A 20331-nucleotide genomic window follows, 5' to 3' on the forward strand; every position below is an offset into this window, starting at 1 on the left:
GCCCAGGAAATCTGGAAGTGGTGTGCAACGTCGGCGGGCAGCTGCAATTCTTCTGGCGCGACTCCGGTCCGGCCTTCAACTGGAACGGCCCGTACGTGATCGAGCCGGGGATCCAAGTGACCGGTAACCCGGTGCTGATCCAGAGTCGCTTCGGCTCCATGGGGAACTTCGAACTGGTGGTGCCGAGCGCGAATGGCGGCTTGGTTCACTTCTGGCGCAACAACGATGACCCCAATATGCCATGGAGCGGACCCACCTACTTCGGGCAAGGTCTCGGTCAGGTCGCCAGTGTCGCCATGATCGAGAGCAACTACGGCAGCCCAGGAAATCTGGAAGTGGTGTGCAACGTCGGCGGGCAGCTGCAATTCTTCTGGCGCGACTCCGGTCCGGCCTTCAACTGGAACGGCCCGTACATGCTGAAGGCCACGACCTGGTGAGGTGACCGTCGTTCTCGGCTATGCACCTCATCACTCAGCCCGCTCCCAATCCCGCCGGCGCCATAAATCCGGCTAGCATGACCAGCCCGGCCGCTACCACCTGCAGCTCACCTCCGGCGGCCTGCCGGTGCAGCACGGCTGGTGGTGGAGCGCGTCAGTCGTGCTGCGTCGAAGCTGACTGTGTCACGTGGCCAACGCCCGGGGCATGGTGCTCTCGGAGCGAGACGAGGCCGTGAAGCGGGAGATGCTGGTCGAGAGATCACGGATCCGTTCCTTGAGGATCGTCATGCCCCTCTCCCCGCCGATCCGCTCGGCGATCACCGTCGCGGGCATCGTCGGCGTCTCCCGCAGCAGTTCCCGGAGCTGCACCTCGACCGCGTCCACCACCGAACCCTTCGCCGGTCGCTCGTACTTCGGCGGCCGGTCGTTGGCCAAGGCCCGCTTGACGGTGTTCTTCGAGATGCCCAGCTGTCGAGCAATCGCCCGGATCGGCATCTGCTCTGCCCGGTGCAGTCGACGGATTTCTGCCCAGTCCTCCACGAGGATCACTCTTCCTCCTGACCTTGATCGCCAAGGCCAGAGTCAGACGACGATCACCAAGTGGGTCACTTTTGATGCGCCGTCAGAGGGTCAGGGTTCGGCCGTCGTCGAGATTCTGACCCCTTCGACCTTCCCGGGGGAGCGCGGCAGGGCCGGAGCTCCGCCGCGACGTTGAGTGAACACATGGAGAGGAAAACGGCGATGGCAGCAACGACGCAGATGACGGCGGCTCGTGCGCCCGTTTGGCCGCGCCTGCCTCTCCGCGGTAAGTACCCTCAAGGCATCGCCGCGGCCGCCAGGCAGCCAGCCCCGCACTTGTGGGCCACCGCTGCTCCCACGCGATTCGGAGAAGGCCCGCTCATGACCCTGAACACTCCCGTCCCCTCTGACCTGCGGCGATGAGTCAGCACACGCCTGCCGGGCGCGGACGTGGACAACGCCGAGGACGTGTCCTGGGACCGGGGCGACTCCAGGGTCCGGCGGGTTCCCGCACCCGAGGGCGGTGCCTTCGTGAAGCTCAGTCCGAGCGCGAAGGACTACGAGCGCGAGATCGCCGGATACGCGTACGCGACCCGCGTCCTCACCCCTTATGAGGCACCCCGCCTCCTGGCCTCGGATCCTCACCTGCAGGCGATCATGAGCTCGCCGCTGCCGGGCCGCGCCATGCGGGGCCTGCCCCTCGAGCCGGACATCGAGCAGCACGTGCACGAGCTCGCCGGCCGCGTGCTCAGGCGCTGGCACGACCACTCCGAACCGACCTCGCCCCACGACATCGAGGCCGTCCGTGTCTCCATGACGGGACAGGCGGAAGAGGCAGCCGCCTGCCTGGAGAGCACCTCCGCGCACCTCGATGGCGCGCAACGTGCACTGGTGCGCTCTGTCTCCGAGGAACTGACCGCGCTCGCAGCAGACCTCCCCGTCGTGTACCAGCACGGTGACTACTCCCCCCGAAACTGGCTGTGGGCCCCCGAGCCGGACCACCGGCACGGACACGGGCATGGCTTGATCGACTTCGCGATGGCCAAGCACGGTCCCGCGGTCGAGGAGTTCGTGTGGCTGTGCGGCGCGGTCTGGGCGGTACGCCCCGATCTCAAGGCGGCCTACCTCACCGGTTACGGCCGCGCGCTGTCGAAGACCGAGGAGAGGCTCCTGCGCCTGCTGACCACCAGGCTCGGCGTGTCCTACCTGAACACCGGCCTCACCAAGGAACGCCCCTATCTGATCGACCGCGGAAAGCTCATCCTCTCCCGCATGCGTGACTACCAGTAGCCGCATCGGCTCACGGCAGAGAGCCCCCTGCCTCCAGCCTGGCCCCCTCATGCCCGAACGCGACGGCAATCCCCGCCGTACGCGCCCGGCGCCATACCGTGCTGCTCGCGGTCCACCCGCCTATGCATCGTCATCACAGCAGGAGAGCGCCATGCCATCACGGCTCAGCACACCCCACCGCTCGAGGACCTGCCGCAGATCGGTGTACATCCGCAGCCGAACACCGGGCTGGCCGACGTCCCGGGTGGTGTGCTCGGCGGTCGAGGTGCCCCACAGGCGGGCGATCGCGGCCTGGAAGGCGAAGACGGTGGCATCGTCACGGCCCGCCACGTCGATGACGAGCAGGCCGGGCTCGGACAGGTGCTTCTCGGATCGGGTCCACGTCTGTCAGTACGTGTTCGTGGACGGCCGGGGTTCTGTTCAGACCCCGGATTCACCTGGCCGGGTGAGTTGTCAGTGGCGACGCCTACCGTTCCTCGCGGTGGTCACCAGCTACACCTACACGCCCGCCGGCCAGGTCACCACGATGAGCGACAACGCGGGCAACAAGTGGAGCTACAACTACGACCTTGCCCGGATCCGGTCCGCCATCAACCGGGCTGTCGTCGTCGCTATAACTGCTCTGTCACCGGCGCTCTTTTGGAGGTTCGGCAAGACGCAGGCGTGCCCTGTCAGGCCCAGCCTGACAGGGCACGCCGCTTATCCCGTGATCTCTTGTGGTGTCAAGAGTTGAGAAGCTTTTCGAAGGTGTGTCTTATTTCTTCGAAATTCGATTCATCGCAAACTAGTACGATGCCGAATTTCCCGGCTTCCATCCCTTCGGGATGCTTCACATAGGACCACTTTCTTCCGACTTCGGCGATGATTCTGAACAGCTGTAGACGATCTTCCTGGTCATCCGGAAGAATTTTGTCGACGTCAGAGATCACCAGCAGGTACTGATCACTGGGTAGCCAGCTCAGGTCCCTCAGGCAGTCATGGAGTGCAGGCCAGTTCCAGCCAAAATAGTCTGGGAGGCGAAACGCGTCCCAGAATTTCTGAAACACGTCGTCGACGCTGAGAGCACCTGCACCCTCCACGGATGCCACAAAGTTGAGGCCTTCTGCGGGAATCAGTTCATTGACTGGTGCGTGTGCTCGGTGTGTCGCGATATGACACCACGGTTTGATGGCGGCCCATCGACCCTCTTCCGTTACCACCTCGGCGGCTCCACTACGATGTAGGTCTGATAGTGCGTCGGAGAGTAGTAGATGGATCCGTCGCTGCCCATCACAATGCGCTCTCCTCCTGGTCTTGGGTTGCTGGGTGACTGCGCGGTTCCGTACTCACGATAGGTGATAGGGGAACCGTCCGGCGTGTGCGTGGGGAGTTGGTATCCACCGTTTGTTCCACGGTTCTCAAAAGATTCCAGGAGCTTCGGCCCCTGGAATTGAGAGCCCCATCCAGTGGCATCGTGACCATATTTCTTCAGATCATCGATGACTTCCATGCTCACCGATGGAACGGAGGAGGGGATCCACCCTTCAAGACGAGCTGTGTCTCCCAGGGTCGCCCCTTGGGAAAAGCAGTTGCTGTTGTGGACGAGTACCGGCGTGTGGCCGGCCAGCACGTAGTAGGTGTGGAGGTCTTCGACGGTGAGGTTGTAGGTGCGGGTGGTCTGGTCGAAGGCGTGGTTCGCCTGGACGCGGACGGTGGTGCCGTTGGTGCTGAGGAGGGTGGCGCCCGGTGTCAGATCGTGGGCTTTGACCCACTGGTGTGCTGAGGGGCTCCAGAAGGGGTGTTCGTAGGTGGCGGTGAGTTTCCGGGGGCCGTTGGGGGTGGTGATGGTGAGTTCGTCGAAGTGTTTGTCGCCGTCGGTGATGATGAGACGGCTGACCTTGCGGGGTGCGGTGCGGCCGGTGAGTGGGTCGGTGGCCAGGACGGTGTCACCCGGGTGGATGGCCTCGATGCTCCGCGGGCCGGCGTTGGCCATGAGGACTTTGGTGCCGGCCGGGAAGCACTGGGTGCACCCCTTCGTGTAACGGAGGCGGCGCAAGTCCTGAAGCGCTTCCACGCCTTCTTCGAGGAGCTTCCACTTGCTGCGGAAGGCCTGGTCTTCAGCGAGTTGTGTGCAGGCCTCGAGGTCGCCCTTGCTGCAGGGGTACCAGTTTCCGAGGCCGAAGTCCTTCTCCACGGTCCACAGCTCGTCGGCCGCGGCCTCGGCGCCGGGGCCCATGGAGGCGAGGTCGCACAGCACCTCGCTGTGCTGGCAGTAGCGGGCCGGGCGTTCCACGGCGTCGCAGCCGAGCATGCCGCAGCGGTAGCGTGCTTCGTCCTGGGCTCCGGTGTCCTTCTCGGCGGCCTTGCGTTCGGCTTCCTTCTTCTCCACGGCCGTCTTGAAGGCGTCCGCGAAGGCCTGGTCGGCGGCCTTGGAGTCCTTGCCGGCGGCGAGTTCGGAGGCGCGGGCCTGTGCACCGGCGGTGTAGGCGGCGGTGGCGGATGCCTGGGCCCACTGGGCGGAGCCGGCGGCGTCGACGGCGGAGGTGGCCGCGTCGCTCGCGGCCTGATTCGCGGAGGCGGCGGCCTTGGCGGCGGTGTGGGCGGAGGCGGCCGCCTGGTCAGCGGAGGCCTGCGCGTCCTTGGCGGACTGGGCCGCCTGGTCGGCGTAGCCCTTGGCCTGCTTGGCGGAGGCGTCGGCCTTCTTGGCCCAGTCGGCCGCCTGGTCCTTGGCCCTGACCGCAAGGGCGGCGGCCTTGTGGGCGTCGGCGGCGTTCTGCTGGGCGGTGGCCGCGATCCCGGCGGCGTCCGCGATCAGCTGGGCGATCTGCGCGGTGTGGGTGGCGCCGAGGAAGTCCTGGCGCTGCGCCTTGTACTGGCCGACCTGGATGAACTGGTCCAGCAGATCGTCGGGGCCCTCCAGGGCGATTCGGGCCGCGGACTTCACCTGCGGGCCGCTGCTGTTGTTCTTGGGGTCGGCGAGTTGGGCGGCGCGGACGCGTTCGTCCTGGGAGCGGGCCTGGTACTGGCCGGTGGTGAGGAACTGGCGGTATTGCTGCGGGTCGTTCGAGTCCAGTGCGGCCCGGCCGGTCTGCTGCACCACCGGTCCGCCGGCGTTGATGATCTGGGCGATGTTCACCCGGAAGTCCTGCGCCCCGGCCTCGTACTGCCCGGTGACAAGGAACGTCGAGACCTGTTCGTCGCTGCCCTTGAGCGCTTCCTCGGCCGCGGTGCGCACCGCGGCCAGGGAGCTTTCCTGGGCGAGGGTCTGCACGCGGTAGCGGTCGTCCCGGTGGGCGGCCTGGGTGCGGCGGGTGGTGAGGTAGTCGACGACGTCCTGGTCGGTGCCGGTCAGGACGTCCTCGGCGGCGCCCCTGCTCCAGGGGCCGCCGGTCTGCATTGTCGCCAGCGCGACCTTGCGGCCGGCCGGGGCGAGGTTTTTGGGGTCGGCTCCGGGCTGTGCGGCCTGCACGGCCAGGTTCTTGGCCTGGTCGTCGGTGTCCTTGACCTGTTGGGCAGCCGCGGCGTCCGCGGCGGTCTGCTGGTCTTGCTGGGCCTTGAGGTCCTTGGCCTGCGCGATACCGGCGTTGGTGCGCTCGGTCAGCTCCTCCGTCTCGATCTTGACGGCGGTGGCGTGGGTCTTCTGGGCCTTGGCGACGGCCGCGGTGGCCGCGTCGGCCGCGTCCTGGGCGGCCTTGGCGTGCGCCGCGGACTGGGCCGCGGCGGTGGCAGCCTCGCCGGCGTGCTTGGCCGCGTCATCGGCGTCTTTCGCGGCGTTGTCCGCATGCGTGGCCGCCGCGTTGGCCGCGTCCTCCGCGTCGCTCGCCGCGCCGGCCGACTCCGCGGCCAGGGACGCGGCCGCGTTGGCGGCGCGGTTCGCCTCCTGCGCGTGGCGGTGGGCGGCCGCGGCTTCGGCGCCGGCCTCGGAGGAGTGGACGCCGGCCTGGTTGGCGTAGTCGTTGGCCTGATCGGCGGCGTCCGCGGCGGCGTCGGCGTTGCTGCCGGCGTCGGCGGCGTCCTTCGCGGCGTTGCCCGCATCGGCCGCCGCGTTGCCGGCCTGCTTGGCCGCATCCGCCGCCAGCCGCGCACCCTTGGCCGCCGTACGGGCGTCATCGGCCGCCTTGCGCGCCGCGGAGGCCTTGCTCGCGTCGGTGGCTGCGTCCGCGGCGGCGCTCTGGGCACGGGACGCGGCCTGCGCGGCACCCACCGCAGCCGAAGCGGCCTGCTCGGCGGCGCTGGACGCGAGCCGAGCGGAGTTGTTGGCGGCGGCCGCCGCGTCGATCGCCTCCTGCGCGGCCTCCGCGGCCTGCTTCGCGGCGGAAGCCGCCCGGGCGGCCGCCGAAGCGGCGTGTACGGAGTCGTTCTTCGCGGCCTGGGTCTCGGCCGCCGCCTTCTGCGCCGCTTCCTTGGCCAGCTTCGCCGCCGTCACGGCACGCGCGGAGGCGTCCTTGGCCGCCTTGGTCTGTGCCGCCGCCCGGCTGCCGGCCTTCGTGGCCTGGTCCGCCAGCTGCGCGACCGTGGCGTGCTCCTGGTCACGGGCACGCGCCACGTACTGGCCGACCTCCAGGAACTCATGGATGTCGTCCGCCGAACCGTTCAGCGCGATCCGGCCGGCCGCCGCCACATTGGAGCCGCCCACGCTGATGATCTGAGCGACCTCGACCCGCTCGTCCTGCGCCCGCCGGTCGAACTGACCGGTCGACAGGAACGCCTTGATGTCGTCCGGCGTCCCGTTCAGCGCGGCCTGCCCGGCCTTCTTCACCTCCGGGCCACCCGCATCGATGATCTGCGCGACCTGAACCCGCTGATCCTGGAAGTACGGGTCCTGCCAGCCACCGTCCAGGAAGTCCTCGAGGTCGTTCTGGGTTCCGTCCAGAGCCTTGCGGGCCGCGTCCTGCAGGTTCAGCCCGCCCACGCTGGCGAGCTGGGCCACGGTAACGCGCTCGTCCTGGAACGTGGCATCGTTCGCCGTGTCGAGGAAGTGCCGTACGTCGTCTTTGCTGCCGGTCAGAGCGACTTCCGCGGCGGCACGCACCTCGGGACCGCCCGACGACCACAGGTCGAGCACCTTGGAACGGTCGGCCGCCTCGTCGGTGGCGGCACTGCCGCCACCGGTCGGAGCGCCCTCGGCCACCGCGCGGGAGGCCGAGCTCCCGAGTAGACCGACTATGAGTGCAAGCGGCATCAGACACAGACAGAGCATCCGTGTCGCATGCGCGACTCGTCTCACCGCGATGCTCGCGGGTTGCCTTTTCTTCAACTGTCTCTCATATCATCCGTGGTCAGCGGGGAGTCACGCCGGATACGTCCGGGCAGGCGAGGACCAGGGGGTGGCTCGCCGGTCGTCCGGGTGCCGCCCCCAACAGGCCGTGTCCGGGTGTGTCAGCCGGCGGGTGCGAGCTGGATCTCGTCGTGGAGGCCCTTGGCGTCGACGCCGGTGAAGTAGCTGACGTGGCCGTCGTTCCAGCGGACGAGGATGTCGTTGGCGGTGGTGTTGGTGCTGAAGGCGCCGACGGTGATCGCGGCGGCATTGGTCCAGTACGACTTCTCGGGCCGGATCCTGATCTCGCCGGGCAGGGCTTTGCCGGTCATGCCGGGGTAGATGGTGGTCTCGCCGTCGATCCAGCGCACCAGCAGGTCATCCGTGTCCTTGCCGGTGAAGGAGCCGGTGGCGAGTTTCTCGGCGTCGGGCCAGGTGTTGTTCTTGGCGACGGTCTGGGTCTGCTTCTTCAGCCCGTTGGCCGCCAGGTCGCCGAAGACGGAGACGTGGCCGTCCTTGAAGGTCACCAGCAGGTCGTCGCGTCGGCCGTTCGCGGTGAAGCGGCCGCCGGTCAGCTGCAGGGCGTCGTCCTTCCACGCGGTGGTGTTCGGCGGGGCGAGTTGCTTCTCGCCGTGGAAGCCCTTGCCGTCGACGGTGGTGTAGAGGGTCATCTCACCGTCACTCCAGCGCACCACCAATCCGTCAGTGGAGCCGCCGGTGTTGACACCGGTCACGTTGACCGCGTGGGTCCAGATGCTCTTCCCGGGCATGAGCTGGTGTTCCGCGGCGAAGGGGCGGGCTGGGTCGTTGCCGTAGCCGCCCTGGTAGAGGGTGACCTCGCCGTCGTCCCAGACGACGATCAGGTCCATGTGCCGGGTACCGCCCGCGGAGTCGCCCGCGTAGTAGCCGGCCGTGAGCTGCACGGCGTGCTTCCACGGCGCGGCCGCGAAGACGGGCGCGTAGGCGACCTGCTGCACCCAGGAGGACAGGTCGTCGACCCGCCCGGCCACCGCCCCGGTACGGGTCTCGGCCGGGTCGGCGCCCAGGCAACCGCCCTGCCAGGACAGGCTGCTGACACCCACGACCGCTCCGGCGCTGCTCAGCACCGGACCGCCGGTGTCGCCCTTGCAGATCGCGGCGCCGTCGGACTTGCCGGTCAGGTCGAGGGTGGTGGCGGCGGTGTTCTGGACGGTGAACGCGGCGGCGTGGACCTGGTCGGGCACCCACTCCTCGTGGCTACGTCCGAACCCGGCGGCCTGGACCTCGTCCCCGGCACCAGGCGCGGCCGCCGCTACCGGGACGGGGGTGATGCCGGTGACGGACTTGGCGAGTTGGGCCATCACCACGTCACGGTCCGTGCGCGGCACCAGGTTCACCACCTGCTGGGCGCCACCGCCGATGGTTGCGGTCGTCTTTAGCTTCGGCGCGCCGGACGCGAGCGTCCCGCCCGGGGTGTCGGTGAAGCAGCTCGCGGCGGTCAGCAGCCACTGCGGGGCGACCAGGGTGGCTGAACAGCCGCGTTGTCCGCCCACATCCAAGCGTGCGGTGGCGGCCGAGACCGTGGCAGAAGCGGTCGGGCCGGACACGGCGATGGCGGGTGCGGCGCTCAGTGCGGCGGCGGCCAGCGAGCTGGCGGCGATCACACCGCCGGTCCATGCGGCGCGCGGACGAAAACCAGACATGAAAGTTCCTTGCTGTCGTGCGAGAACGGGTGAGACAGAGCAGGCGGGTGGACCGGGTCAGCCGGTGACCCGCAGTTCCAGCAGCACGGTCGGCGCACCACCGGCCGCGCCCTCGCCCACGCTCTGGTAGCCGTTCTTGTCCACGCTCACGGTCTTGGCGGGCGCCGTGGGGTCGGCCTGCGGCCTCAGGTCCGCGCTGATGGGATGGTCGGCGGTCTCCAGCGCGAACACCCGCGGCAGTTCGAGGGAGAGGTAACCGCTCTTCGCGCTCGCCTTGAAGCAGTACGCGCCCTGCGGGTTGCCGCTCTGCCCCTGCACAGTGAGGACCTTGATCTGCTGGGCGGAGTCGTCGCACTTGGCAAGGGTGATGTGCCCATCGCCCTTGATCAGCTTGATGCCCTGGTCCCGCTGGATCTGATCCGCGTTCGGGTAGGCGAAGTCCTCCACCGCGGACGGCGGCGTGGCCCCGGCGGTTCCCCCTGTCGGCTGCGGGTCGGCGGACGCGAGCATCGGCGTGCCCGCGAGCGCCAGAAAGACAGCAACCCCCGCGATGGGGAGCATCCTGCGCATACGAGGAGTCACCCGAATTCCTTTCCAGGCACGGGTGACGGCATGACGAAACAACATCTGCAGCCCCCGTGCACACAGACGTAAAGCAAAAATAAGTGGTCGATCGCGACCCTAAAGCAGCGTCCGTTATGGAAACAACGTGACCATCGTCATAGGAACTTCACGGAACCCGTTCAGCAAGTTCACGGTAGGGCAGTTGCATAAGCCGCAAAGCGTTGCATTACGTATACCGAGAACAATCTGAGAACCCACGAGCTGCCGTCATCATTGTTTCATGTTGCATAAACTTAGTGAATTCTTACCGTGTATCGGCGAGGCAGATGGAACGAGAGGCATTCCTCATCGTTTGTCTGCTTCCAACAACGGGCCCGGCCTGGCGGCGCCCTTGTTGGGAGGTCGTCACGAGGCTCATCCATTCGTGCCGTGCCGTCAAAGTCGCCCTCCCGCCTGCTCGGTGGGCTGTTCACACGGGGGCACTCCAGGTAGGCACCGCGGGGAAGGGAGAAGTGTCGGCTGCGGCGCCGCCGGGGCTGCCCTACCTGCAGGAGCGGCGCAGATCCCGGTGAGTGTGGGACCGCAGGCGACGTACATCGTGCAGAAGCAGCCGCCTGCGGGCAGTTGCCACTACCGCACTGAGAAGGGCGAGCCCCTCGAAGACCCGGCCTGCACGCCGGGTGCGACCTTGCCAGCGGTGACGCAAGCGAACCTGGCGTCGACGATCTGCCGCAAGGGCGGCTACACCAAGAACATCCGGCCGGAGTCGGTAACCCGAAAGGAGAAAGAGCTGAACGCTTCCTCCTACGGCTACAAGGGCAGCCTGGGAGACGCAGAGTACGACCACCTGATTTCCCTACAGATCGGGAGTGACCCGAACGGCGCTCGCAACCTATGGGTGGAGCCGGCCGATCCGGGCCACAAGCCGGGCGGCGGCATCAACAACAAGAAGGACCCGGTCGAGACGAAGCTGCACACCGCGGTCTGCTCCGGAAAGGTGACCCTCCAGGCTGCGCAGCAGGCCATCGTCACCGACTGGGCCACCGCGCTCAGTAGGCTTGGAATCGGCTGATCCCGCGCGAAACAGGAGCCCGCAGGCCGCCCGGGCTGCCCAGCCGAAGGCAGCGAGTGCGCCCAAACGGCTCCTGGCAAGGGAGCTGTATGTCATCGTGGGAGTGTCCGGCCCGCAGCTTTCCCCCGTAGCTGCGGACCGGACGTCCGGCGCCCCAAATGAGTGCGGCGGGCTAACGTATGACGCCGTGCCAAAGATCGTGCTGAGTGTGATGCAGGAGAACACGCAGTAGGTGGGCACGCAGCAGCCCCTCACCGGATCCCGGGCGGGGCCGTCGCCATGCGGTGCGCTCGGCCGAGCTCGGCGGAAGCGGCGTCGAAGAGGTCTGTGGCATAGGCGGGGCGCTGCCGTCTTCGGTCTCGCCATTCTCGCCGGCTGCGCAGGGTCTGGTGCGACCACATCAGATCGACCAGCCCAAGAGCTCGTAACACGATCTTGGTGGCGAGATTGGTGAGACGGATGCGGCTGGGATGATTGCTGCCATGACCCTGGACTGGTCCCATCTGAAGCACGCCTATGGATCCGCATCCGACCTACCACAGCTCTTTGACGAGGTCGGTGATCCCGAGCTGGCTGACGTGGCGTGGGAGGAGCTGTGGGCTTCTCTCTATCACCAGGGCTCGGTGTACACGGCCAGCTTTGCCGCCCTGCCCGTTCTGGCGGACATCGCTACCGGTCGCAAGCCGGGCGGTTGTTGGCAGGCCCTTGGGCTGGCCGGCCGCATCGTCGTCGAGGAGCAGCAACTCCACGAGCCCGGTTACGTCCAGGGTTGCTACCCGTCTACGATCAACGAGCTGCACCAGCTGACGCAGAAGCAGGTGACGGTAAGGCCCTTCGAGGGCGATGAAGACGACTTTCTGTACTGGCTGGAGCACCTTCTGGCTTTCGAGGGGGTGCCCATATGGAGGCGCAACTTGCGCCGCGATGCTTACCGTGTGGTGTGCCCCTTCTGCACAGGGAGCTTGGAGATCGACCTCTCCTACAAACTTCGAGGCACTCGCCGTCGGGACCCGAACGCGCGTTTTCGGGTTGTCGGCCGCGAGGGACCCATACTCACCGCAGTCCGCCCAGCGGCCCCCGCGGACCTGCCGCCGCTGGCGTCTCGGCTGCACAATCTGGCCGTCAAGGCCGGGCAGTCTGCCGCCGCAGACCATCTGATCCATCTGTTCGGCCTCACGACGTGTCCGGACTGTGCTTCAGGGTTCTCGGTACCGGACCAGATCGCGGCCTTCCAGGCATAGCAGTGTGTCGGTGATCTGGAACGGCTCTCTTGAGGCGTCTCCAGCAGATGAGGCTGCAGGCAAGGGAGACGAGGGCGTCGTGCAGGTCGAGCCGCCGCTCCCAGCGGACGGCCAGGCGCTTGAAGTGGTGCAGGAGCGAGAAAGTCTGCTCGACAACGTAGCGGAGCTTGCCCAGGCCCTTGATGTTCGGGGCGCCCTTGCGGGAGATCACCGGCAGGATACGGCGCCTCCGCAGCTCGCGGCGGTTGGGGTTGCTGTCGTATCCCTTGTCACCGAGTAGCGCGTCGGGGCGGCGCCGTGGACGACCGGGCCTGCCGGCCACGGGCGGGATGCCGTCGACCAGGGCCAGGGTCTGGGTGACGTCGTTGACGTTGGCGGCGGTAGTGATGACCTTGAACGGGGTGCCCTTCCCGTCGCAGATCAGATGGTGCTTACTGCCTGTCTTCCCGCGGTCGACCGGTGACGGACCGGTGCCTTCGCCCCCTTTTTGGCGCGGATGTGGGAGGCATCCACGCAGGCCCGGGACCAGTCCAGCTCGCCGGCCGCGTGCAGCTCGGCGAGCAGAAGGCGGTGCAACTGGTCGAAGGCACCGGCCTCATGCCACCGGCCGAGTCGGCGCCAGCAGGTCTGACCTGAGCCGAACCCCAGCTCCAGCGGCAGCAGTTGCCAGCTCACGTCGTTATAGAGGACGTATAAGATGCCCTGCAAGCAGAGCCGGTCGTCCACCGGCTTCGGACCAGGCGCCTTCTGCGGCCACGGCGGCAGCAGCGGCCCGATCAGCGCCCACAAGTCGTCGTCCACGATCCACGGCCGGTTCCTCACACCTCACGAACGGCAGAATCGTCGTACTGGTCACGCCCAATCAGGGCACCACAACAAGATCGTGTTATGAGCTCCAAGGGGATTGCGTGAATTACCTATGCACTTCCTGTGTGTAGCAGGTGACCATGCTCGCCCTCGCCAGCGCTGTGCTCACTCAAGAGGACGGCAGGCAAGCAGGACACGCACATGCACCGGACAACGTCGTTCCGTTCCGTCCGCCGAAGGCCTGAACCGTCCGCTTCGAAATTCAGGTTAAAAGGGGCTCACTGTTCGACGCCCCTCCGGTCCGAGGCCGGGCAAGCCTTCCTCAAATTGGCCTGCTGTCTGATCGCCCGCGAAAACTCGACCTCATTTATTAAGGTTGACTTTTTTGTAGGCATAATCATGGCCACACCGTCGAGAAGCCGAGCTGTGCCTGAACGTTGAGGATCTCGGAGAAGTAGCAGAACTTACCTCTCGGAGATTTCGCTTCGGGCGGGTTCCCACCCCAGAGCACGCCCAGAGCTGTTGGGCTCGTCTCATCGAGGACCAGGGCCCCTGAGTCACCAGGCTGGCCGAAGATATCGTCGCCCTCCACCATTCCCTGTTCCATGATATAGGCGTTCTTGCCGCCGTCCGGCCATGACAGGGTGAGGAAGCGCGTAACCAACCTCCCGTGTGTAGGCCCTGTCACCTGTCCGCGTTTGCGTACCGGGTGAGGCAGGGAGAAATTCAGATCCGAGATGTCGGTGACTGAATCGACTAGATTCGGCTGACCTATACCCTGGTCGGCGATCGCCGGGGACGGAAGCCGCTGACCAAAATTGGCAGCTACGTCGAGTTGAACAAGCGCCGCGTCGACCAGCCCGACCACGACTGGGGAGTCCGGCAGCGGATGATCTTGCGGGAACGTCACGCGAGCCACTTCGCCAAGGTTATCCGTCTTCGGCGGAGGTGGGCTGTGAGTAAGGGGCGGGTTATTCGGCTGCCAGACTGAGTCAGGGAAGGAATCGCCGGGTAGCTCAGGGGGGTCGCCCACAACATGGTAGCAAGTCAATCCGAAACGTTCGGAGCTCTGTGTATCGACCACCACTGCGCCGAGCGTTCCTGGGGCGCGCATAGAGGGCCTCAAGATGGCGATTCCACCACGCACGTCGGAATACCTAGCCGTGTCAGGAAATCCGAAAGGCTCAACCGATCTCTCGACGACGCACACGCCGACGCCACCGATCTCTTGGGGCAAGCCCTCCGGCACCTGGGTCGCGTCCTCGACGTAAACCACAGCGGCAAGCTCATCGAACAGCTCGCCGTCTTCCTCCCGCATTCCGAGTCCCACGCCTACCACTCCGGGCAGAGCTAGGATGTCGAATTCCACTAGGCGTTTGGCTTCAACGACTTCCGACGGGATCTCCATGACACCTCCAGCTTGGACATATCGATACTAGCGATCACGCCATGTTCCCCTCGAGTGCAATCCCTACCCTGACGGCGACAGAGCCACGATCTTTGGTTCTGAAAAGCGCGCAGTAAATGAGGTGGTGTCTTCAGAAAATGCGAACAGGGCAAGCTTGCAGCCTGGGATATGCCCAACGGCATTCGAGAAGCCGACGACGAGTCCCGCGGCGCGGGCGTGCGCGGCCTGCTCCTTCTGCTTAGGTTGACGTAGGAATTTCCCTCGATGCCCTTGATGAACACGAAACTGATGCCGGCGGTGGGGAAGTTCGCGTCCTGGAAGACGGATACGTCATAGCCTTTGATCATCGCGGTGTTCCTCCCGATGCGTTGATCCGGAGGGAGCGCCGTGGGGTGGCCACGCGGACGACGTTGCCTTGTCCGAGAGGGATACGTCAACGAACTCGGCGGCCGGTGATCTCCACGGTCACCACCGCGTGCCTGCCGTGGCGGTCGCGGCTGCTGCCGCTCCGGATACCAGGCGTCCACGCGCCGGTCCGGCACCGTTCGGTCCTCCACGGTCCCTCTTCCACGATCTGACGAGTTGACGGATCCCGCAACTTGCCGCCGGCAGGACGGTGAGATGATGCCGCCGCGCCGGGTGCCTCTATGGACCGCCGCACGGCCGCACCGTAACTTCGGCTCGCCAGGACGACACACCGTCAATTACTCGGCGTGTCAACATCTAACCCCGCGCGAAAGACCGCGGGGAGCGTCAGTGCGTTTGGTGACCTCGAACTCGTCCCTGCGGTGTAGCGCACCCAACCGATGGGTCGAAACCGGCATACGTCCGACCCGGGATCCGTCCCGGCCGAAGCGCAGCCGGCCCTGACGCCTAAGTGGCGAGCCTGCGCTGCCCGATCAGGCATTCGCCGCTCTGCGCTGACCAGGGTGGCTGGTTGCCATCACCCCGCCTGGCCCGTAGCCCACGGCGCCGGCCGCCGCGGTGCCGGGGGCCGTCCTCTACCCCGGCACCGGGCCAGTGCGTCGCACCGTGCCGGGCTCTCCCACCCTCCCAGCGTCTTTCAGGTTCACACAGGAGTCCGGAGCCATCCCGTACTCGGCCTGAGTCCGGGTTGCGGGGTTGCGTCGCTTGCCGGCTGGGAGGCCTGCACCGGTGCGTTCTCAGTGGTCGGCTGTCCCGACGTCCCGCGCAGTGCAGAAGCGTTCCTCACCTTCGCGCGCAGCGATGCGCACCTGCCCGATGTGGGGGCTACTGCGGTCGACCCATGGCTCGACGGTCGAGCGATCACCGCCGCTCACGAGATCGCACTGCGCTGCGGAGACGGCGTCTCAATCGCGGTCAAGACCGTCCGATTGATGACAGCTGAGGGAACTCCCGCCAGGTTCCGCGCTGCGGACACCACCGCCCACCTCCTCGCGATGCTGCTCACAGTCCGGCTGCGCTTGCGGCTTGCCGCAAACATGCCACGATGAGAATAGGGAGAACGAGGGAACGGGGCGTGCCGTTTGAAAGACGTCTTCAGCATGTAATGACGTCTTCAGCGTGTTCGGCACTCCGATCAGCCCTACGAATGCTGAAGCACAAGCCGCCCCGGAATCACTGAATAATAGCACCGCCGCAGCGTTCGCGCTCGACACAACAATCACAGACGCCGCTCCAGATGTTCGTGAACTGGCCGCAATCACAAGTATCTGCCGCCGATTTTCAGAGAGCGATTGATTTACAGTCCCAGGCTTTGGGTGCACAGGCCCGGCAAGCACAGTCGAAGGCACAAGACGTCGTCAGCAAGTTGCAGACGGCTGCTGATTCGTGGAGGGCCTATCGTCTTTTGAGCGCTAGGCCTGCGAGGATCTCGGTGCAGCCACCGGATCAGCGTTCGCGCCTTCGCTGGAGGACAGACATGGGACAGCAGCTGAAGATTCCCTTCGTGAGCGGGATGAAGGTTGGCCTAGGCTTCGATCTGCTGACCGGCAGCCCATCAAGCGACCGGGTCATCCAGGACCCGCAGACCAGTCCGCCACAGACTGGCGGCGGGCAGACCGTCACGACGACCTTCCGCCTGGTGCAGGAGACCAACTCGCTCCAGGAGGCCTTGGGGCTGTCCGCCGCAGTGTCCGGCAGCTACGCGGGTTTCTCCGCGACGGCGAAGATGCAGTTCGCGAATCAGTGCGCGGTAACGCAGTACTGCCTGTACGCGGTGCTGGCGGTGGAGGTAATCAACTCCTGTGTGACGGTGGACGCGCCGGCTCTCGTTGATCCGGACGCGACCGCCCTGCTGACCCCGGGGAAGACGGATCGTTTTCGTGAGCGCTTCGGCAACCGATACATCTCCGGCCTGAAATCCGGTGGTGAGTACTACGCGGTATACCGCGTGCAGAGTTTCGACGAGCAGGAGCGCACCGACGTTGCGGCGCAAATCTCGGCGAGCTTCCACAACCCAGCCTTGCGGGCCAATCTAAACGCTGCCGTCGAGAGCATGAAGTCCACCTCGCGCAACGAGCTGAACGTGAACGTCTTCGTGTACTCGGCCGGCGGGATTAGTGAGACGGAGACGGAGCTGTCAGAGATGATAGAGAAGGCGCACAAGTTCCCGACCCTGGTCTCGGGCGGCCAAGCTATTCCCTACCAGGCCCTCCTCGACGAGTACAATGGGTTGGAACTCCCGGGTGACAATCTGAATTTCTTCGATCAGGAGCAGCAGACCGAGTGCCTCCTCTTCAATTCCCGGCTGCTGAACGACTTCACGACGCTGGTCAACGATATCGACTTTATCCGCAAGCATCTCGATCGATTCCACAATCCGGACGGGTCACCGCCGGACGACGTGGCCCTGCAGCAGGCCCGTCAGCAGTGCCTGGCCATCGTCGACCAGTTGACTAGGGCCATCTCCGACTGCACCCGGGATGCCTCCACCTGTGTGCACTTCACCCAGTCACCCGAGGACTTCACAAGCCGGCTGCCGATCCTGCGCGAACCCCGGCCCGGTCTGCAGCGGGTTCCGCACCTGATCGGGACGAAGGCCGTAATATCCTCCGGGCTCTTCCAGTTCACGAAGAACCCAGTGGTCGTGGACCTCCTGGGCGAGCAGGGGTTCTACTTCATCATCGACAACCCTGAGGTACTGGACTTCGGGGTGCTGGGCTCAGACCCGTTGGACGACGCGGGCACCATCGTCGGACAGAATCCCGCGGACGGCACGTTTGTTCCGCGCGGCAGCGTACTGCATGTCAGAGTGTCCCCACTGCAGGAGAATCCCGGACCGGATAGTTGAGCGAGGCGACGATGGCGGCGCAGACAGAGATCCCGTTCCTGGACGGAATGAAGGTGGGCCTGGGCTACGACGTGCTGACCGGCGTAGCGGCCAAGAGCCCGGCGGTGATGGGCACGTCGCTGACGGCGCCAGCGCAGGCCGGCGGGCAGACCGTGACGAAGACCCTGCAGATCGTGCAGGAGTCGAGCGTCCTGCATCAGGCACTGGGCTTCTCCGTCGACGTGAGTGCGGGGAGCATGTTTGGTGATGCCAGCGCGAAGTTCAAGTTCGCCAGCGACATCGCGGTGAACAGCTTCTCGCTCTACGTGGTGGTGGGCGTCCAGGTCTTCAACGCGACCCGGACGCTGGACAACCCGGTGCTGGCGAAGGAGGCTGCAGGCCTCTTGCGTGAACAGAAAACCGCCCGTTTCCGCGACCGGTTCGGGGACCGGTTCATCCTCGGGATCAAAACCGGGGGCGAGTACTTCGCGATCTACAAGGTGGAGAGCCTGGACACGATGGAACGCTCGTCGATCGCGGGGGAGATTCATGCCCGCGCAGGCGCACCCGGTGTCGCGGGCGGCTCGCTCGACGCCGACATCTCCTCGAAGATCGCGGCCTCCTCGAGCAAGCTCGACGTGAGCGTCTACGTCTTCCAGGCTGGTGGCTCCAATACAGGGACCGAGACCACCCTCGACGCGATCATGCAGAAGGCTCGCGTGTTCCCGACCCTGGTCGGAGTCGACCAGGGCGTGCCGTACTCGGTGCTGGTGCACGACTATAGGGAACTGGCGCTCCCCGGCGACGAGCTCACGTTCATCGACGTGCAGAACCAGCAGGACGTGCTGACCTTCAATGCGAGCCTGCTGGACGGGTTCAGCACCGTCATCAACGACATCGACTTCGTCCGCAAGAACATCGACCAGTTCAAGAACGCGGATGGCAGCAACGTCGATGACGCGGTGCTGGCCAAGGCGCGTAAGGACTGCTTGCAGCAGGTGGATGCGATCCGGTTGCAGATGTCGAAGTGCTCCAACGATGCCACCACGTGCATGCGCGTCCAGTCCGCTCCGGAGGACTTCGCGCGCCTGCTCCCGAAGATCGGGGATTCCACCCGGGTCACGGTCCCGAATATGGTGGAGCAATTCCCGATCAACGGTCTTCTCGTACCCCCGTTCCCGGCGAGCTTCCAACGCCCCGGTCCAGCCGCCCCGTTTACCGGCGAGCCGTTCGTCCTCGCGGGCGAGTTCGGAAACCTCGCGTATGTCGCTGACCTCGCCGCCGACGACATCCATCCACCACCGTTCTTCGGTGGGGCACTCTTCGTTAAGGCGCAGGACCCGCCAGGCGGGTCGGTGGTGTCGAAGGGGTCCACAGTTAAGCTAGCGCTGCGAATCGGCGACACGGCGCAGTGAGGCCGTCCGTACCGGCGGTCCGGACCGCCGAAGTTCGTAAGCGCAGTAGAATGCGGCAATCTACTCGCTGCCAGCCGCTCGACGACGCCCAGGGCGTCCCGGCCAGCGCAAGGCCCGTAGCGAGTACGAGAACCGGGTCGGTTGGCTGTCACCGGATGCCGCCGACTGCCAGCCATTGCCTTCCCCAAGAGAGCAGGGCATCCCCTGCTTCTTGGGACAGTTCTGCGTGAAATCGGCCTCGTGCGAAGGCGATGGATGCCTCTTTGCTGCCGTCCCAGCCCTCGGCGTAGGTGGGGGCGTCCTTCGCTTGGCCGCCCGTGAGGTGTTCCCACAGCCACGCGGCGGCGTGCCGTTGTCTTTGCCACGTCAGGTTCTGGCCGGCCGGCCGGAGGATCGGCAGGAGCACACGGCCGGGCACCTCCAGGAGGCCGGCAAGCGCTGTGCGGCGGGCTTCGTAGTCGATCAGGCCACGGGTGGTCATGTGTGCGGCCAGGGCCCGGACCGCGTCCCAGAACGCTTCCGGGTCGGCAGTGCGTTGGGCGATGCGGCGGTAGGTTTTCGGCGAGCTGGTGGGGACGCCGAGCGCTTGTGAAGCGCGCGCCCAGGTCTGGGCCCCGGCCAGGCGGGCCAGGGCGAGGGAGGCGATGTGCCTGCCGGTTGTGGGCAGGAGGCCGGGCAGGTGCACGGCCGTGAAGTCGTCGTAATCCTCGACGCCGATCCGCTGGGGAATGTGCCGGAACTCCAGCGTGGTGCCGGCACGAGCGTGGTCCGCAAGCGAGCGAGGGGCGGGGGTCACAGTGAGGGCCATCATCTCGTCCATCACCAGTGGACGCTGGAGGCGACGCAGCGGGTCCAACTTGTGATAGCCGGCCATGCGGTCTTCTGTGAGTCGGCTCCCCCAGGCGGCAATGTACGGCGGGCCTGAGGTGTGGTCGGGTGCGTCCACGATGGGAGACGAGAGGGCGAGCACGGCGGCGGCCTCGGCGGCGGTGGCCGGCCCGACGCCTGGCCCCGGTACGTCCCCGCTCGTGAACCTCTTCCGGCCTGCGTGGCGTGCGTCGCGCACCCTGGCCAGGGCCTGCGCCGCGACATCCGGGAGGGTCCTGAGTTCGTCGTCGTGCACGACCAGCGGGGCGACCGCGGCGATGAAGCGGAGGGCCGCGAACCACTCGGCGCCTGTTACGAGCCGGCCCGCTAGGTGTGCGGCCTCGCCGTCCGCGATGGCCAGAGTGCGCTGCTGAAAGGTGGCCAGCGCCTGCGGGACATCGTGGGTACCACCTCGACCCCAACCGGCCTGGCCTGGATCAACCGACACCCTGGCAGCCCGCCCATGGCCCCGTGACACAGTTGGCGTGCCGCCTTGGGCGGCTCCGTGAGCGACCACCGAACACGCACAGTCTGTGGTGA

Annotated in this window: 13 protein-coding genes and 3 pseudogenes; 7 read left to right on the forward strand and 9 right to left on the reverse strand. The window is 66.3% G+C overall.

Annotated features, from left to right (window positions below):
• Window positions 1-437, forward strand: a pseudogene (locus AB0L59_RS35650) (hypothetical protein); the annotation flags it as partial.
• Window positions 438-692: 255 nt separating this feature from the next.
• On the opposite strand, the pseudogene AB0L59_RS35655 reads toward AB0L59_RS35650, so the two are convergent.
• A pseudogene (locus tag AB0L59_RS35655) lies at window positions 693-986 on the reverse strand (helix-turn-helix domain-containing protein); the annotation flags it as partial.
• A gap of 420 nt (window positions 987-1406) precedes the next feature.
• On the opposite strand from AB0L59_RS35655, the gene AB0L59_RS35660 reads away from it, so the two are divergent.
• Window positions 1407-2246, forward strand: coding sequence for an aminoglycoside phosphotransferase family protein (locus AB0L59_RS35660; RefSeq protein WP_365590811.1), 840 nt, complete (start codon window positions 1407-1409; stop codon window positions 2244-2246).
• Between the two features lie 120 nt (window positions 2247-2366).
• On the opposite strand, the gene AB0L59_RS35665 is transcribed toward AB0L59_RS35660, so the two are convergent.
• Window positions 2367-2576, reverse strand: a complete 210-nt coding sequence (locus tag AB0L59_RS35665; RefSeq protein ID WP_365590813.1) for a DUF6207 family protein — start codon at window positions 2574-2576, stop codon at window positions 2367-2369.
• Between the two features lie 151 nt (window positions 2577-2727).
• On the opposite strand from AB0L59_RS35665, the gene AB0L59_RS35670 reads away from it, so the two are divergent.
• On the forward strand, window positions 2728-2979 hold the full coding sequence (locus tag AB0L59_RS35670; protein WP_365590814.1) for a hypothetical protein: 252 nt from the start codon (window positions 2728-2730) through the stop codon (window positions 2977-2979).
• On the opposite strand, the gene AB0L59_RS35675 is transcribed toward AB0L59_RS35670, so the two are convergent.
• From AB0L59_RS35675 to AB0L59_RS35690, 4 genes are all read right to left on the reverse strand, one after another.
• Complete coding sequence (locus AB0L59_RS35675; RefSeq protein ID WP_365590816.1) at window positions 2969-3445, reverse strand: barstar family protein; 477 nt, start codon at window positions 3443-3445, stop codon at window positions 2969-2971. The two genes, AB0L59_RS35670 and AB0L59_RS35675, sit on opposite strands and share 11 nt — an antisense overlap.
• The gene (locus AB0L59_RS35680) at window positions 3439-7407 is read right to left on the reverse strand and encodes a polymorphic toxin-type HINT domain-containing protein (protein ID WP_365590818.1); all 3969 of its coding nucleotides are present in this window, start codon (window positions 7405-7407) and stop codon (window positions 3439-3441) included. The genes AB0L59_RS35675 and AB0L59_RS35680 overlap by 7 nt, the downstream gene beginning before the upstream one ends.
• Window positions 7408-7604: 197 nt before the next feature.
• Complete coding sequence (locus AB0L59_RS35685) at window positions 7605-9164, reverse strand: S1 family peptidase (RefSeq protein WP_365590820.1); 1560 nt, start codon at window positions 9162-9164, stop codon at window positions 7605-7607.
• Between the two features lie 57 nt (window positions 9165-9221).
• Window positions 9222-9746, reverse strand: coding sequence for a hypothetical protein (locus AB0L59_RS35690; protein ID WP_365590822.1), 525 nt, complete (start codon window positions 9744-9746; stop codon window positions 9222-9224).
• Window positions 9747-10296: 550 nt separating this feature from the next.
• On the opposite strand from AB0L59_RS35690, the gene AB0L59_RS35695 reads away from it, so the two are divergent.
• A complete protein-coding gene (locus AB0L59_RS35695) occupies window positions 10297-10800 on the forward strand; it encodes a hypothetical protein (protein ID WP_365590824.1) in 504 nt (167 codons plus the stop codon).
• A gap of 482 nt (window positions 10801-11282) precedes the next feature.
• The gene (locus AB0L59_RS35700) at window positions 11283-12041 is read left to right on the forward strand and encodes a hypothetical protein (protein WP_365590825.1); all 759 of its coding nucleotides are present in this window, start codon (window positions 11283-11285) and stop codon (window positions 12039-12041) included.
• A 22-nt stretch (window positions 12042-12063) separates the two neighbouring features.
• On the opposite strand, the pseudogene AB0L59_RS35705 reads toward AB0L59_RS35700, so the two are convergent.
• Both AB0L59_RS35705 and AB0L59_RS35710 read right to left on the reverse strand, forming a co-directional pair.
• Window positions 12064-12863, reverse strand: a pseudogene (locus AB0L59_RS35705) (IS5 family transposase); the annotation flags it as partial.
• 382 nt (window positions 12864-13245) lie between these two features.
• Complete coding sequence (locus AB0L59_RS35710) at window positions 13246-14256, reverse strand: hypothetical protein (RefSeq protein ID WP_365590827.1); 1011 nt, start codon at window positions 14254-14256, stop codon at window positions 13246-13248.
• A gap of 1903 nt (window positions 14257-16159) precedes the next feature.
• On the opposite strand from AB0L59_RS35710, the gene AB0L59_RS35715 reads away from it, so the two are divergent.
• Together AB0L59_RS35715 and AB0L59_RS35720 are read left to right on the forward strand one after the other, a co-directional pair.
• A complete protein-coding gene (locus AB0L59_RS35715) occupies window positions 16160-17530 on the forward strand; it encodes a PASTA domain-containing protein (RefSeq protein WP_365590828.1) in 1371 nt (456 codons plus the stop codon).
• Complete coding sequence (locus tag AB0L59_RS35720; RefSeq protein WP_365590830.1) at window positions 17527-18924, forward strand: hypothetical protein; 1398 nt, start codon at window positions 17527-17529, stop codon at window positions 18922-18924. Before AB0L59_RS35715 ends, AB0L59_RS35720 begins: the two co-directional genes overlap by 4 nt.
• 148 nt (window positions 18925-19072) lie before the next feature.
• On the opposite strand, the gene AB0L59_RS35725 is transcribed toward AB0L59_RS35720, so the two are convergent.
• Window positions 19073-19798 carry a hypothetical protein gene (locus AB0L59_RS35725; RefSeq protein WP_365590916.1) on the reverse strand — a complete coding sequence of 242 codons (726 nt, stop codon included), beginning with the start codon at window positions 19796-19798 and terminating at the stop codon, window positions 19073-19075.
• Window positions 19799-20331 lie beyond the last annotated feature (533 nt).

This window comes from Streptomyces sp. NPDC052109 (assembly GCF_040680195.1).
GTDB lineage: Bacteria > Actinomycetota > Actinomycetes > Streptomycetales > Streptomycetaceae > Streptomyces.